This window comes from Mesorhizobium sp. M0016, assembly GCF_040324035.1.
In the GTDB taxonomy this organism is placed as follows: domain Bacteria; phylum Pseudomonadota; class Alphaproteobacteria; order Rhizobiales; family Rhizobiaceae; genus Mesorhizobium.
This window is the reverse complement of sequence record NZ_JAMYVM010000011.1, coordinates 191,936-207,042: the sequence shown is the minus strand read 5'-3', so window position 1 is coordinate 207,042 and position 15,107 is coordinate 191,936. Positions and strand designations below refer to the sequence as shown.

The following is a 15,107-nucleotide window of genomic DNA, read 5'->3' as shown; positions in this document are numbered from 1 at the left end:
CCGGCTTTGGTAAGCTTTTCAGAGAGCTCGGCCCGAAACAGCCTCGCCTCGGTTTGCACCAGAGTGGTGACATTCTGGGCCAAATCGGTGACTAGCCCGGCAAGGCTGGGATTGTCCTGGTTGTTCATCTGTCCTGCTCCGCGATCTGCGTGGCCCCATCATCGCCGACCACGCCAAAATCTTGTGGACGATCAGCGGACCAACCCTGTGGCTGATCGGTGTGTGATCTGAGGCCTCCCGGAGCGGCCTCAGAATCGGGCGTTGCCGGCGGAGAAGCCTTGATGAACCGCCCGAGAGCCAATCCGGCCAACACCGATCCCGCAAGCAGGACACCGGGATTTTGCCGGCCGAAGGACTGCACGTCATCAAGGACTTGGCTAAAGGGCTTCTGTTTCAAGGACGATGAAAGCCGCTCAAGGCCACTGGCAGCATCCAAAGCGAACTTCGATGCGTTCCTTTCATCGTTGCTGGCAAGGTGATCGCTGGCCGCTCGCAGTGCACCACCCAACGCCGCCAAGCTCGATCCGATGTCGCGCTGCGCCTCCTCCGCCTTGTCGGAGATGACCTGCGTGGCTTCAGATGCATAGTCGCCAGCCTTACGGGTCACCTCGTCCCGCGCGTCGTGAAGCAACTCGCTGGCACGCTCATTTTCCTGGCGAAGTCTTTCGGAGACGTCGCTTTGCGCCTTGTCGAATTCGGTGGGCTGTCCGCCCTGATCCTTCTCATGCTGCATGAGGCCACCTAGTGAAAACCGAGGAAGGAGAGGACCGCGAGCACGACGACGATAAGGCCGATAAGATAGATTACACTGTTCATGTGCACGTCCTCCGTAGCTTTCCAACTTCGACGAACCTGCGATGTTCCGTAAGTGAGAGCATTTATCTCAGCCGAAACGAAGAGCTTCGTCAGGCACGCACCCAGTCACCAGTGAGTTGCCCTGTCCCTCGTGCGGAGCGCCAGTTGCTCCGTCCGAACGGGTGCGCCCGACCCTGCGGGAACGAGTGCCGGCTGCCTCCTCTATTGCAATCTTTGCCTATTCGGCGACCCCGCCTCGGCGTACCGGCGACCAAGGAGAACTCTCCCTTGCCATCAATTGACGGTCCGTCGCTCCAACGGCCCCGCGCTGGTTCGGCACCTTCAACGAAGCAATGATGAAGGCATAGGATACGGCTTGAGGGGCAAAGCGGCTTGTCATGCATGCCTGAGCTAGGCTACTGGCGAACGCGTCTCCAAGGCCAAGTCTCTACTTTGCAGAACGCCTCCCTACGCCCCCAGCGTCGGCTCCGTGTTCACCTCCAGCGCCTCTTCCGCTTCATCCTCTTCACCCAGCACCTCGCCATGAACCCCCAGCGGCCGCCCGATCCAGATCGGATCGACCAGATGGTCGCGCTTGGGGTTGGTGGTGTTGGGGTGGATGAGGATGCTCAGGCCGCCATGGTTCAGCATCAGCCAGGGGACGAGGGTGGCGAAAATCTCGGTGGCGAAGGAGACTTGGTACATGGCCTGTTCGTGCGGGCCGACCGGCTCGTCGCGCCAGTTGCCCAGGCGCACGCGGAAGCGTTCGCCGATGCGCAGGCGCAGCCATTCGGCGTGCTGCCGCTCGGCTTGCCCGTCATAGTAGATGTGGGCGTGATAGCTGGCGATCTCGGCGAGAGGCCTTGGCGGGCTGGCGGTGTTCACCTTGATGGCTCCCTCGGTGATTGTCGTGCGGGCAGCGTATACGCAAGGGTGCGGGGTGGCCAAGGGGGCACAGCGTGTGCTCGTCATCTCGATTTCGGGCCAATCGTATATGGCGCTCCCGCACTCCGTCTCGGCTTCGCCGAGCCACCTCTACCCCCACATTCGTGGGGGATAGGAAATGCTAACCGCCGAGGTCGCTGCCTTGAAAAGCTTGGCATTTCCTCTCCCCCATGGACATGGGGAGAGGTGGCCGCGCAGCGGCCGGAGTGGGGGTTGGCACCGCCGTGTGCTTATTGCCAGCGCTTCATCGGGAGAGGAAACGCTGATCGCAGAGGTCTCCTGCCACGATCAAACCCTGCCCATCAGCACCAGGATCAGCAGCACCACAAGCACAACGCCGACTATTCCGGACGGCCCATAACCCCAGGAGCGCGAATGCGGCCAGGCCGGTACGGCGCCGATCAGGATCAGGATCAGAACTATGATGAGAATGGTGCTGACGGTCATAAGAGTCCCTCGCTTTGCTCTTCAGATGCGAGGGGACAATGCAAAAGGCCGCCCGGTTGTTCCGGACGGCCTTTTGTCTGCCTGGGGAAAGCTGGGCTATTCCGCGGCTTTGGGGAAGGCGATTGCCGGCTCGTCGAGCGGACCCGGTCTTGGCCCTGCGGGCGCACTCGGCTTCTTGTCGCGTCCGAACAGCCGGCGGAAAAAGGCGTAGAAGCGGCTGTTCTTGCTGCGCGTGAAGATCATCAGCATGGACGGCGTCACCACCAGCGTCAGCAGCGTGGCGAAGGACAGGCCGAAGACGATGGCCGAGGACAGCGAAATCCACCATTGCGTCGACGGCGCGTTGATCGTCGTCTCGTGATGGAAGATTTCAAGGCCGAGGCCAAAGGCGATCGGCAGCACGCCAAGGATGGCCGAGACCGCCGTCAGCACCACCGGACGGGCACGTTCGCGGCAGGTCTGCAGCACCGCCTCCATCTTGTCCCAGCCCTCTTCGCGCAGCCGGTCATAGGTGTCGATCAAGACGATGTTGTTGTTCACCACCACGCCGGCCAGCGCGATGACGCCGATGCCCGACATGACGATGCCGAAGGCTTCGCCGGTCAGCAGCAGCCCCAGGAACACACCGATCGTCGCCATGACCACGCAGGACAGCACCAGAAGCACGCTGGTGAACTTGTTGAACTGCATCAGCAGCACCAGGAAGATCAGGAAGATCGCCGCGCCGAAGGCCTTGCCGAGGAAGGCGCTGGCTTCGGCGCTGTCCTCGTTCGACCCCGCCAGCTTCCAGCGTATGCCGCTGTCGAGCTTCATGTCGGTGACCGCCCTGGTCACCTCCGCCTGCACCGCCGCAACCTGGTTACCGGCGGCGACGTTGGCCTGGACGACCACTGTGCGGGCGCCGTCGATGCGGTTGAGGATGCCGACGGTCGGCTCCGGCTTGCGCACGACGAAGTTCGAGATCGGCACCGAGCCTTGCGCGGTCTGCACCCGGAGCTCGTCGAGCGTCGATAGCGTGCGCCGGTCTTCGGGCAGGCGCAGGCGGATATCGACGGCATCGTCGGCGCCGGCCGGCCGGTACTCGGACAGCTTCAACCCATTGGTCACCAATTGCACCACGGTGCCGACGGCGGTCGGGCTGATGCCGTACTGCGCCGCCTTGGCGCGGTCGACCTCGAGCGCCCAGTCCACGCCGGGCGGCGGCAGGCCGTCGGAAACGTCGATGACACCGGGCACCTTGGCGATGCGCGCCGCGACCGCACGGGCCTGGTCGTCGAGCCCTTTGGGATCGATGGCCGAAAGCCGGAGCTGCACCGCCTTGCCCGTGGGAGGACCGGCCTCCGGCACGCGCACCTCGACATCGACGCCGGGAATGCCGGCCATGACGGTGCGCAGCTCATCCAGGATATGGTTCGCCGATTTGCGCTCGCGCCAGTCGATGAACTCATACTGGATGACGCCGACGACATCTTCCGGCACGTCCTGGCCGCCGCCTTGCGTCTTGCCGACGCGGGTGTAGACCGATTTGACGCCGGGCCAGCCGAGCAGCCGGTTTTCGGCGATCCTGGTCGCCGTATCCATTTCGGCCAGCGAGAGATTGCCGCGGGCATGCACATAGAGCAGGCCGTAATCGGGCTCGACGCTGGGGAAGAACTCGACGCCGGCGCCATACTTCGAATAGGCGAAGCCGACGCCGGTGAGCAGCACGGCTGTGAGCACCAGCACAGTGATGGGGAAGCGCACCGCCTGCTTGACCAGCGCCATGTACCAGCCGTCGCGATTGTGTTCCTCGTGATGCTCCGGCGCCTTGGCGAAAAGCGCGCCCAGCGTCGGCGCGAACACCAGCGCATAAAGCATCGAGGCCGACAGCGTGACGATCAGCGTGATCGGCATGTATTTCATGAAGTCGCCGATGATGCCGGGCCAGAACAGCAGCGGCGAAAACGCCGCGATGCGGGTCATGGTCGCGGCGATGACCGGACCGGCCATGCGCTTGGCGGCCAGCGTGAAGGCTTCCGCCTTCGGCATGCCTTCGCCCATGCGCCGTTCGGCGAACTCGGTGACGATGATGGCGTCGTCGACCAGCATGCCGACCGCCAGGATAAGGCTGAACAGCACGATCATGTTGATGGTGTAGCCCATCATCGCCAAGAGCAGGATGCCGATCAGGAACGATGACGGAATGGCAAGCCCGATCAGCAGCGAGGCGCGGCCCGACAGCGCATAGAGGATGACGATGAACACCAGGATGACGGCGATCATCACGTGGTTCTGCAGATCGCCCAGAAGCTGGTTGACGAAGACCGACTTGTCCTGCGTGTAGGTGATGTTCATGCCTTCCGGCATGGTCTTGACATAGGCGTCGGACACTTCCCGCACCTTGGCCAGCGTGTCGATCAGATTGGCGCCGATGCGCTTCTTGACTTCGATGGCGATGGCCGGCTTACCGTTGAGGCGGGTGATGGTCTCGGCGTCGGCGAAGGTCGAACGCACCGTGGCGATGTCCTTCGCCTGCACGACGGCATTGGGGCCGGCGACCACCGGCAAGGACGCGACATCCTCGGGTGTCTCGATCAGCGACGGCACCTTGACCGCGTATTTGCCTTCCGAACCCTCGATGTTGCCGGCGGCGACCAGGCTGTTGGAAGCGCCGACCGCGCCGATCAACTGGTCGAGCTGCAGGCCGTAGGAGGACAGCTTCATCGGGTCGATGACGACTTCGACAAGATCGTCGCGCGCGCCTTGTATGGGGCCCTCAAGAACGCCCGGTACTTCCTCGATGCGGTCGCGCAGTTCGCGCGCCGCCGCCGTAAGCACACGCTCGGGCACATCGCCGGACAGCGTGACGACCAGGACGGGAAACTCGGAAATGTTGACCTCGGTAACAACCGGTTCTTCTGCCGCTTGGGGCAGGTCAGCCTTCGCGTCCTGAACCTTCGAGCGTGTATCTGTCACCGCGGTGTCGACTTTTATAGACGGCAGAAACTCAAGGAAGACAAAGGCGCCGCCCTGATAGGCGGATGATTTCATCTCCTTTAACCCCTTAAGGCTCTTAAGCTTTGCCTCCAGCGGCCTAAGCAGAAGTCTTTCAGCGTCTTCGGGCGCGATGCCTTGATAGGCGACATTTATATAAACATAAGGGGTAGGAACGTCGGGTTCCGCTTCCTTCGGCGTCGACTGATAGGCGACCCAGCCCGCCAGCAGCAGGAAGACCAGCACCGCAATGGTCAGCCGGGCATTGTTGATCGCGAGTTTGACGATATCCATGGCCTGTTCTCAAAATTTCAGGAGCCGCATTGCGGCCGGTTGCCCCCGTCCGGGGCCACCCGGCGCTACTGCGTTGTCGCTTCGCCCAACAGTTTCTGGATGGTCGCCTGGTCGGCCTCGACCGGCTTGACTACGTCGCCTTCCTTCACGAGTTCCTGGCCGGCGACGATGACGCGGGCATCGGCGGGAATGCCGCCAAGCACGAGGCCCTTCGGCGAGTCGTCAACGAGGTCGATCGGGAAGAATACCACCTTGTTGTCCTTGTCGACGGCGCGGATGCCGAGGTCTCCCTTGTCGCCCAGCGTCACCACGGAGCGCGGCAACATGACGGCGTCGGTCGGCTGCGCGCTGAGCGCAATCTCTGCCGTCATGCCGGCCGGCACCGAGCCGTCGGCATTGGGGACGGCGATCTCGACGCGGAAGGTTCGGGTGGCCGACGAGGCGTCGCGGCTGATGTAGCGCACGGTGCCTTCGACGGTCTGGCCGCTGACCAGCCGGACAGTGGCCTTGTCGCCAAGCTTGAGATAGCCGAGGTCGCGTTCGCTGACTTCGCCGCGCGCAATCACCGGATCGAGCTTGAGGATGGTTGCCACCTCGCCGCCCTGCATGATGGAACTGCCGAGCTCCACCGGCACCCGGTCGATGACGCCGTCGAAGGGCGCCTTGACCAGATTGCGCTCGAGTTCGGCCTGCGCCGTTTCCAGCTGCGACTGCGCAGCGGTCAGATTCGAACGCGCCGTGTCGAGCTGCAGCTTGGGCAGATTGCCGGTCTTCATGAGCCGCAGCGATGCGTCGAGTTCAGCCTGGCGCTGCACGACGAGCTGCCTGGCATTGTCGACCATCGAGATCTTTTCTTCCGCCGCAAGCATCAGCACCAGATCGCCGGTCTTGACGTGATCGCCCTGCTTGACCGGCAGCTTTTCGATGACGCCGGCGACGCGCGTCGCCAGCACGGCGCGCTTGTCGGCCTCGGTCAGCCCGGAAATGCGGATGGCGCGGGCATAGGTCTTGCGCGGCGGCGTCACCACAGCGACGGTGCGCAGCGGCGCCTTCGGTTCGGCCTCGGCCGCCTTGGCTGCATCCGGCGCCTTGGCCTGATCGCCCGGCTTGGCCTGATCGCCTGCCTTGCCAGCACCTTCGACAGCGGCGCTGCCGACGGACGAGAACGCGCCTGTTCCCATCCAGGCCGCGAAGCCGATGAGCACAACAATAGCGGCAAGCTTGTGAAACCTGATCTTCGGCATCATTTTTTTCCACTGCGGGGTTCGGCCAAGTCGTTATCCAACAGGGTGTCCGTCGTCTAACAGCTACCGTGTCTTCCAACTCGGGCGCGTCGCCGATATGGGTGCGCGCCAGGCCGTGTTCAATTTGCCGTGAACGGCGAAGCCGCGCTTCTACATCAAAGTTGCATCGCAATACAGTCGAAAAGTTGCAGGAACATTGTGCCAGGCGATGTAGTGTGGCCAACGAAAACGGTTTTATCGGCGCCCCGTCAGGCGGCGGAACCACAGTCTCGGAACCATACGGATGTTGGAGGCGCTTTGTTTTCAAGGCGTTTTGAGCACTGACACCCCCCTGTGCCTTGACGCTCAAATGTGGGCGCGACCTGCGTAGCCACTCAGTGAATGGCAGCAGGCGTCAGTATGATTTTGTATACCGTCACACGCAACGGTTGTTCCGGGACGGAAAGTCATCGGCGCTACTCCGATTTGCCGAACACTTCGCTGATCGTCTTGATCGATCCGGGCGGACTCAGGCCCGCCGGCGTTCCGCGTCCGGCTTCTTGCGGGCGGCGAGAAATTCCTTCACCCGCCGTCCCGGTGCCGGCCCGCGCACCGGTTTGAAGCCGTCATCGAGTTCGCCGGAAAGATCGAGCGTCGGCCGCTTGCCGACGGCGTCGTAATTCTCCTCCAGCCAGTCGCTCGCCGCTATGCGGCCAAGGTCGCGCAAATAGGTCAAAAAAGCCCATTCGGCGTTGACCTTGGATGACGCCGACAGATCCTTGAACGCTTCGTCGGCATCGATGCGGTGCATGCGGATGTCGCGGTATTCGCCAGGCGGCAGCCGGCCGGCGGCGATCAGTTCCTTGACGAAGGCGATCGAGCGGAATTCGTTCAGCAGCCCGGCATTGAAGGTGATCTCGTCGATGCGGTTCTGGATTTCGTTGGCGCTTTTCGGCGTGCCTTCGCGCACCACCGGATTGATCTGCACCAAAAGCACATCCTCGGTCGCCGCCGTCTTGAAGAACGGGAACAGCGCCGGATTGCCGCCATAGCCGCCATCCCAATAGGGCACGCCCTTGATCTCGACGGCGCGGAACAATTGCGGCAGGCAGGCCGAGGCCATCACCGTGTCGAGGTCGATCTCGCCATCGGAAAAGACGCGCAGCTGGCCGGTCTCGACATTGGTCGCCGAAATGAACAGCTCCATTGACTTGCAGGCGTGAACATTTTTGAAATCGATCTCCTGCTCGACCACGTCGCGCAGCGGGTTCAAGCCCAGCGGATTGGCGACATAGGGCGAAAACACTCGGGACATGGTGTCGAAGAAGAAATAGCCGGGCGTGTTCTCGATCGACCAGTTGCCCCAGGCGACGTCCCACGGCATGCGCTGCACCGGGCTGAAGCGGCCCTTGGCCGCCACCGCGCGCCAGAAATCGTCGAGCTTTTGCCGTGCACCCTCGACGCCGCCGCGCACAAAACCATCGGCCAGCGCCACCGCATTCATCGCGCCGGCGCTGGTGCCGGACACGGCTGAAATGTCGAGCCTGCCATGCTCCAGCAGCCGGTCGAGTACGCCCCAGGAGAAAGCCCCGTGCGAGCCGCCTCCCTGCAGCGCAATGTTGATCTTTTTCGTTTCCTCCGCCTTGCCGTTTTTGGTCATGGCGTTCCTGTTCGGTTTGGTCGCTGCTGCCACAACCCGCCCGGGAATCGGGAGGGTTCGACTGCAGCGGACTTATGTTGCAGCGCAGCATATAAGGGATGACGAAGGCAAGAACACGAACACGGTCGCGTGATCACATGAAATTTCGGTCATGAAGAAAGCCCCGCTTTGAAGGGGCTGCTCCACCGAAACAGGCGGGCCTCAGGCCACGAGGTCCGGCACCGGCCCGACATAGCGCGACTGTGGACGGATCAGCCGCCCCGTCGTCTGCTGTTCGCGCGCATGCGCGATCCAGCCGGCGACACGTCCGGCGGCAAAGACATTGCTGAACGCCTGTGGCGGAAAGCCAGCCGCCTCAAGCACAAGCGCTGTGTAAAACTCGACATTGGTCTGCAGCGAGCGCTGCGGCTTGGCGATCCGCAGCACTTCGAGCGCCGTGTGCTCGACCTGTTCGGCGAAGGCCAGGCGGCGGCCGGCTTCACCCTCGCTGCCGAGCTGCCGCACGACGGCTTTCAGTACATCGGCGCGCGGATCGCGCACGCGGTAGATACGATGGCCGAAACCCATGATGCGCTCGCCATGCGCGACCTTCTCGCGCAGCCAACCGGCCGCGTCGCCATGCGCCTGGATTGCATCGAGCATCTCGATCACCGGGCCGGGCGCGCCGCCGTGCAGCGGCCCCTTGAGCGCGCCGAGCCCGGCCAGCACCGACGATGTCAGCCCTGCCAGCGTCGATGCGACGACGCGGGTGGCAAAGGTCGAGGCGTTGAGGCCGTGATCGCACACGGTCACCAGATAGGTGTCGAGTGCCCTTGCCAGCGCCGGCGACGGGACGGATCCCTCGAGCATCCTCAGCATGTCGGCGGCATGATCGGCCTTAGCGTCAGGTGCGGTCGGCTGCTCGCCGCGCGCCAGCCGCAGCAGAGCCGGCGTCAGCACGGCGGGCGCCGCGATCAGCCGCAAGGCGTCCGTCAGCGTCTCGCCATCCGGCAGCAGCGCCATGCCGGCGCGCATGGCGCTATAGATCTCAAGCGGTGCGAGCAGCGGCAGCGAGGGCGCAAGCCGCTCGAACACCTCGACGCGAGCCTTGCCCAGCCTCGCTGCCAGTTCGGCATCGCCGGGAAGGCCGTCGAAGAAGCCGTCGAGCAACAGGCGAACCACTTGCGCATAGCGCCAGCGTCCCGCCAATTCCGGCAGCGAATGACCGCGGATCGTCAGGCGGCCGCCAAGGCCATCGACATCGGAGAGCACGGTCTCCGCCGCCACCACATCATCGAGCCCGTTCGCCATATCTCATCTCCTTGCAGCTTTTCTGCATGGGAGATAAGGGTTGGGCTGCGCCTCGATCAATCTTGATCAATATAATCAATATGTGAGCTAAAAATGTCCGAATGGCTGTCGCGGGAAGAGGCGCTGGAAAGGCTCAAGGTCCGGCCGCAGACGCTCTACGCCTATGTCAGCCGTGGCCGCATCGGCATGCGGCCGGATGAGAGCGACCCGCGCCGCAGCCAGTACCGCGCCGACGACATCGCCGCACTGGCGACCCGCCGGGCGCGCGGCCGCAGTCCGTCGGCCATCGCCGAAAGTGCGATTGCCTGGGGCGAACCCTCGATTGTCACCGCGATTTCGACTGTGCTGCACGGTCGACTGATCTATCGAGGGCAAGACGCCGTTGCGCTCTCCAAAGCGGCGACGCTGGAGGAAACCGCTGCTGTGCTCTGGGCCTCGCCTGAACCGGTGGCTTTCAAAGCTCCGTCATCTGAAGCGCCTCATCCAGTCGGCCGCGCCTCGGCCTTTGCGCAGCTTGCCATGCTTGCAGGCCACGGGCGGCCTTCGCTAGGACGCAGCGCCGCCTCGCTGTGCACCGAGGCCGCGCGCACAGTCGGAGCGCTGGCGCAGTCGCTGGGCGCCGAAACCGGCACAGCGCCCGTCCATAAGCGCCTGGCGCAGGGCTGGTCGGTGGATGATGCCGGCGCGGAAGCGATCCGCTGCGCCCTCGTCCTGCTCGCCGATCATGAACTCAACGCATCGACCTTCGCCGCCCGCGTCGCAGCGTCCACAGGCGCCTCGCCTGCCGCATGCCTGCTGGCCGGCCTGGCAACGCTGTCCGGTCCGCGCCACGGTGGCGCCGGCGAAGCGGTGATGCAACTGGCTGAAGATGCAGCAGCCCACGGCGCGGATGCGGCGATCCGGCGCTGGCTCGGCCATGATCGGCCCTTGCCGGCGTTCGGCCATCCGCTCTATCCCGACGGCGATCCCCGTGCCACCGCACTTCTGGAAGTCATCCCTGTCGACGAGACGCTGCAACAGCTGCAAAAAGGCGCCATGGCGGCGGCCGGTGCCCAGCCCAACATCGACTTCGCCCTGGCCGCACTAACGCGCGGCCTTGGCTTGCCGCGCGATGCACCGTTCAGTTTGTTCGCGCTTGGACGCAGCGTCGGCTGGGCCGCGCATATGGTCGAACAGATTGCGAGCGGCAGCATCATCAGGCCGCGTGGCCGCTATGAGGGACGCGTGACTTAAGCCGACCTGGCCGTGTTCCCGAACCGCGCACGGTACGCGACGGGCGTCGTGGCGAACTGCTGACGAAAATGATGCCGCAGCGTGCCTGCCGCGCCAAAGCCGGCGGTCTCGGCAATCCGTTCGATCGGCATGGCGGTGTCTTCCAGTAGCGTGCGCGCCCGCGAAAGCCGTTCCGACAGCAGCCAGCGCGCCGGCGTGACGCCGGTCGCGGCCGCGAACCGGCGCAGGAATGTCCGCTCGCTCATCCCGGCAAGCTCGGCCAAGATGGCGACGGGATAGTCGGCAGAAATATCGGCGCGCATCCTGTCGATCAACGGTCCAAGCCGGCTGCGCTCATGTGGCTCGGGAACGGAACTCTCGACATACTGCGCCTGGCCGCCGTCGCGATGTGGCGGCACGACCAGACGGCGCGCCACCATGTTTGCAGCCTTGGTGCCGAAGTCGCGCCGAACCAGATGCAGGCAGAGGTCGATGCCCGCGGCACTGCCTGCCGATGTCAGCACATTGCCCTCATCGATGTACAAAACGTCCGGAATCACGGTGATGTCGGGGTACATCTCCGTCAGCTTCTCGCTGTAGCGCCAATGCGTGGTCGCTCTTTTGCCCGCAAGCAGGCCGGCGGCGGCAAGCACGAACACGCCCGAACAGATCGAAAGAATGCGAGAGCCGCGCTCGTGTGCCTTTCGAAGCGCCTCGATCAGCGCCGGCGGCACCGGAGCCTCCGTTCCGCGCCATCCCGGTACGATCACCGTGCCGGCCTGGCCGATCAGATCGATCCCGCCGTCGGCAACAATACGCACGCCGCCCAGCGCGCGCATTTCACCGCCATCGATCCCGGCAACGGCAAAACGGTACCAATCCTCACCCATTTCCGGCCGGGGCAAGGCGAAGATCTCAACCGCCACGCCAAACTCGAACGTGCACAGCCCGTCATAGGCAACGGCAACGACAAGAGAGTTGGCAGGGCGCGGATTGGCAGAGGATGGCATGATCTTGACGATATATGGCAAAGCTGCCAGCTGCAATCGCCCTGCTTCCTGTCTTATCTCTCCGTCGCATCAGCAATGGAGATACGAGGATGAGCCACGTGACAGACATTCCGGCGGCATCGCCGGATATCGCCCGCGACCATTTTCTGCGCCGGCTTTCCGTCGAGACCGACTGTTCCGACGTCGCCGCCGCACTGCGTGCCGGGGAGCCGGACTTTGTTCTCCTGCATGTGGTCGGGTCGCCGGAAGCCTATGGAAGCCGCCATGTGCCGGGCGCGCTGCATCTGCCGCACCGCGAAATATCGGCCGGGCGGATGGTGCAATGGCCCGAAAAGACGCTGTTCGTCGTCTATTGCGCGGGACCGCATTGCAATGGCGCGGATCAGGCGGCCTTCAAGCTGGCCAGCCTCGGTCGTCCCGTGAAGATCATGATCGGCGGCATAACCGGTTGGCAGGACGAGGACCTTCCTTTCGCTTCAGGCAAGGAGCCCGGTGTCTTGCACGCGTGAGGCCACGCGAAATGGTCGGCCTTGAAGACTGGGCAAGCATGCAGAAGGCCATGGTTAGAATTCGTCCATTCGAGCGCCAGGATGTCGGTGCGGTGCTCGCCCTCATGCGGGCGCTAGCTGTCTTCGAGGGTTATGACGACAAGCTTCGCGTCACCGAAGCGAACCTCCTCGAGCACGGGCTGGGACCATCGCCCCGGTTCGGCGTGTTGGTGGCGGAGCGAGAGGGCGTGATCGTCGGCATCGCCGTCCACTACCTCATCCCCTGGACCTACGACCTGAAGCCGGTTGTCTGGCTGAAGGAACTCTACGTCACTGAAGCGACGCGCGGGATGGGGGTCGGCCATGCGCTTGTTGAACAGCTTCGCCAACACGCTTTGAGCATTGGCGCCTCCGCCATCAAATGGACGGTGCTGAAATCCAACTCGCCGGCCAAAGCCTTCTACCGCTCGCTCGACGGCCAGCCCGACGATATCTGGGAACCGTGGCAGCTGAAAATCGACCCGTGACGGCCGCCTCGACCAACTGAGGGCGGTCGACCATGCGGCGGTCGCTTACGACATCGTATCGAGCTTGCGCTGCATGGCGGCGATCTGTTGCTTCAGTTCCTGAAGGTCGTCGCCGCTCTTTTCCGGGACGTCCTTGCGGGCCGGCTCGGGTGCAGCCGCGGCCGCAGCATTTGTGGCGGCGGTCGGGAAGGGCGTGAACAGGCGCATCGCGTTCTGGAACATTTCCATGTTGCGGCGTGTCTGCTCTTCCAGCGCCTTGATCGGCGTGGCGATCTTCATCACATCCAGCGGCGACTTGCCGATCGCGCCCTTCATCTGCTCGCGGAACCGCTCCTGCTCCTTGGAGAAGGCCATCATCGACTGTTCGAGGAAGCTCGGCACGATCTGCTGCATCTGGTCGCCATAGAAAGCGATCAGCTGGCGCAGGAACGGGATCGGCAGCATGTTCTGCCCATCCTTGTTCTCCAGTTCGAAGATGATCTGCGTCAGCACCGGATGGGTAATGTCGTCACCGGTCTTGGCGTCCTGGACGGTGAACTCCTCGCCCTTCTTGACCATCTCGGCCAGATCCTCGAGCGTCACATAGGTGCTGGTGCCGGTATTGTAGAGCCGGCGATTGGCATATTTCTTGATAATGATAGGGTCGTCTTTCGCGGCCATCAGCATCCTCCCGGGACACCGGCGCGCCTGAGTAAGCCGCCGGTAACGATTGCGCCATTTTTAAGGATATGCGCAAAAGCTCTATAATTCCAAGCGCTTTGTGCAGTGCGGCATCATTTATTGCTGCATGGCCGGCCAATTATGCTGCGCAGCAAACGTTGGGCGATCCCGCCGGCCGCTCACGCCCTGCTTGCGGCGCTTGGCCGGCATGCCCATTTCCGGTTTGACTTGGGGTGTGGAACGGGCAAGAAAAGTCCCAACAAGCCCCCAAGAACACGACACCTCGAAGTCTGGAGAGAAAAATGTCCGCTTCCAATTCAATCGTCGTTGCCAGCGCCGCACGCACGGCTGTCGGCTCTTTCAACGGCGCCTTCGCCGCCACCCCGGCGCATGAACTTGGCGCCGTCGTCGTCAGGGAGCTTTTGGCGCGCGCCGGCGTCGAGCCGGGTGAAGTCGACGAGGTCATTCTCGGCCAGGTGCTGACCGCCGCGCAGGGCCAGAACCCCGCCCGCCAGGCGTCGATCAATGCCGGCCTGCCCAAGGAGACCACCGCCTGGGGGCTCAACCAGGTTTGCGGCTCTGGCCTGCGCGCCATCGCGCTCGGCATGCAGCAGATCGCCGCCGGCGACGCCACTGTGATCATCGCCGGCGGCCAGGAATCGATGTCGCTGTCGCCGCACGCCGAGCACCTGCGCGCCGGCGTCAAGATGGGCGACTACAAGATGATCGACACCATGATCAAGGACGGGTTGTGGGACGCCTTCAACGGCTACCACATGGGCAACACCGCCGAGAACGTCGCCCGCCAGTTCCAGATCACCCGCGACGACCAGGACCAGTTTGCGCTGGCCTCGCAAAACAAGGCCGAGGCCGCGCAGAAGGCCGGCAAGTTCAAGGACGAGATCGTCGCCTTCACGATCAAGGGCAGGAAAGGCGACACTGTCGTCGACCAGGACGAGTACATCCGCCACGGCGCCACCATCGACGCCATGTCCAAGCTGAAGCCGGCTTTCGACAAGGACGGCACCGTGACCGCCGCCAACGCGTCGGGCATCAATGACGGCGCCGCCGGCGCGCTGCTGATGAGCGAGGCTGAAGCCACAAGGCGCGGCATCACCCCGCTGGTGCGCATCGCATCCTGGGCGACGGCCGGCGTCGATCCGGCGATCATGGGCACCGGACCTATTCCCGCCTCGAAGCGGGCGCTCGAGAAGGCCGGCTGGTCGGTCAAGGACCTCGACCTTGTCGAGGCCAATGAAGCCTTCGCCGCGCAGGCCTGCGCCGTCAACAAGGGCATGGGCTGGGATACGTCGATCGTCAACGTCAATGGCGGCGCCATCGCCATCGGCCATCCGATCGGCGCGTCGGGCGCCCGCGTCTTCAACACGCTGGTTTTCGAGATGCGCCGCCGCGGCGCCAAGAAGGGCCTTGCCACGCTGTGCATCGGCGGCGGCATGGGCGTCGCTCTGTGCGTGGAAGCGCTGTGAAAGAGAAGTGAGTAGTGAATAGGGAGTAGTGAATGGGGAAGAAGGAGCAGCGCGGCGGGATATCGATCCCTACTCGCTACTCCCTATTCCCTATTC

13 protein-coding genes are annotated in these 15,107 nt (G+C 63.7%); 4 read left to right on the top strand and 9 right to left on the bottom strand.

Features of this window, described 5'->3' with window-relative positions:
• Nucleotides 1-124: 124 nt before the first annotated feature.
• The 7 genes from NKJ88_RS18050 to NKJ88_RS18020 all read right to left on the bottom strand — a co-directional run bounded on the left by NKJ88_RS18050 (nt 125) and on the right by NKJ88_RS18020 (nt 9,627).
• A complete protein-coding gene (locus NKJ88_RS18050; protein WP_023752870.1) occupies nt 125-733 on the bottom strand; it encodes a hypothetical protein in 609 nt (202 codons plus the stop codon).
• Nucleotides 734-1,263: 530 nt separating this feature from the next.
• Nucleotides 1,264-1,680 carry a DOPA 4,5-dioxygenase family protein gene (locus NKJ88_RS18045; protein ID WP_023712827.1) on the bottom strand — a complete coding sequence of 139 codons (417 nt, stop codon included), beginning with the start codon at nt 1,678-1,680 and terminating at the stop codon, nt 1,264-1,266.
• Nucleotides 1,681-2,028: 348 nt separating this feature from the next.
• On the bottom strand, nt 2,029-2,187 hold the full coding sequence (locus tag NKJ88_RS18040; RefSeq protein ID WP_023702789.1) for a DUF3309 family protein: 159 nt from the start codon (nt 2,185-2,187) through the stop codon (nt 2,029-2,031).
• A gap of 96 nt (nt 2,188-2,283) precedes the next feature.
• Nucleotides 2,284-5,454: an efflux RND transporter permease subunit gene (locus NKJ88_RS18035; RefSeq protein ID WP_352444932.1), complete on the bottom strand. Its 3,171-nt coding sequence runs from the start codon at nt 5,452-5,454 to the stop codon at nt 2,284-2,286.
• 65 nt (nt 5,455-5,519) lie between these two features.
• The gene (locus NKJ88_RS18030) at nt 5,520-6,698 is read right to left on the bottom strand and encodes an efflux RND transporter periplasmic adaptor subunit (RefSeq protein ID WP_352444930.1); all 1,179 of its coding nucleotides are present in this window, start codon (nt 6,696-6,698) and stop codon (nt 5,520-5,522) included.
• Nucleotides 6,699-7,206: 508 nt separating this feature from the next.
• Nucleotides 7,207-8,337, bottom strand: a complete 1,131-nt coding sequence (locus NKJ88_RS18025) for a patatin-like phospholipase family protein (protein ID WP_352444928.1) — start codon at nt 8,335-8,337, stop codon at nt 7,207-7,209.
• A gap of 201 nt (nt 8,338-8,538) precedes the next feature.
• A complete protein-coding gene (locus tag NKJ88_RS18020; RefSeq protein WP_023731815.1) occupies nt 8,539-9,627 on the bottom strand; it encodes a citrate synthase/methylcitrate synthase in 1,089 nt (362 codons plus the stop codon).
• 93 nt (nt 9,628-9,720) lie between these two features.
• Between NKJ88_RS18020 and NKJ88_RS18015 the strand changes: the two genes are divergently transcribed.
• On the top strand, nt 9,721-10,860 hold the full coding sequence (locus tag NKJ88_RS18015) for a citrate/2-methylcitrate synthase (protein ID WP_352444926.1): 1,140 nt from the start codon (nt 9,721-9,723) through the stop codon (nt 10,858-10,860).
• On the opposite strand, the gene ftrA is transcribed toward NKJ88_RS18015, so the two are convergent.
• Complete coding sequence (gene ftrA / locus NKJ88_RS18010) at nt 10,857-11,849, bottom strand: transcriptional regulator FtrA (protein ID WP_502904754.1); 993 nt, start codon at nt 11,847-11,849, stop codon at nt 10,857-10,859. The genes NKJ88_RS18015 and ftrA overlap by 4 nt on opposite strands.
• Nucleotides 11,850-11,938: 89 nt before the next feature.
• Between ftrA and NKJ88_RS18005 the strand changes: the two genes are divergently transcribed.
• Entirely contained in the window at nt 11,939-12,358 is a 420-nt protein-coding gene (locus NKJ88_RS18005; protein WP_352444924.1) for a rhodanese-like domain-containing protein, read from the top strand.
• 50 nt (nt 12,359-12,408) lie between these two features.
• A complete protein-coding gene (locus NKJ88_RS18000; protein WP_352444922.1) occupies nt 12,409-12,864 on the top strand; it encodes a GNAT family N-acetyltransferase in 456 nt (151 codons plus the stop codon).
• Between the two features lie 45 nt (nt 12,865-12,909).
• On the opposite strand, the gene phaR is transcribed toward NKJ88_RS18000, so the two are convergent.
• The gene (gene phaR / locus NKJ88_RS17995; RefSeq protein WP_023685813.1) at nt 12,910-13,524 is read right to left on the bottom strand and encodes a polyhydroxyalkanoate synthesis repressor PhaR; all 615 of its coding nucleotides are present in this window, start codon (nt 13,522-13,524) and stop codon (nt 12,910-12,912) included.
• Between the two features lie 302 nt (nt 13,525-13,826).
• On the opposite strand from phaR, the gene NKJ88_RS17990 reads away from it, so the two are divergent.
• A complete protein-coding gene (locus NKJ88_RS17990) occupies nt 13,827-15,011 on the top strand; it encodes an acetyl-CoA C-acetyltransferase (RefSeq protein WP_352444920.1) in 1,185 nt (394 codons plus the stop codon).
• Nucleotides 15,012-15,107 lie beyond the last annotated feature (96 nt).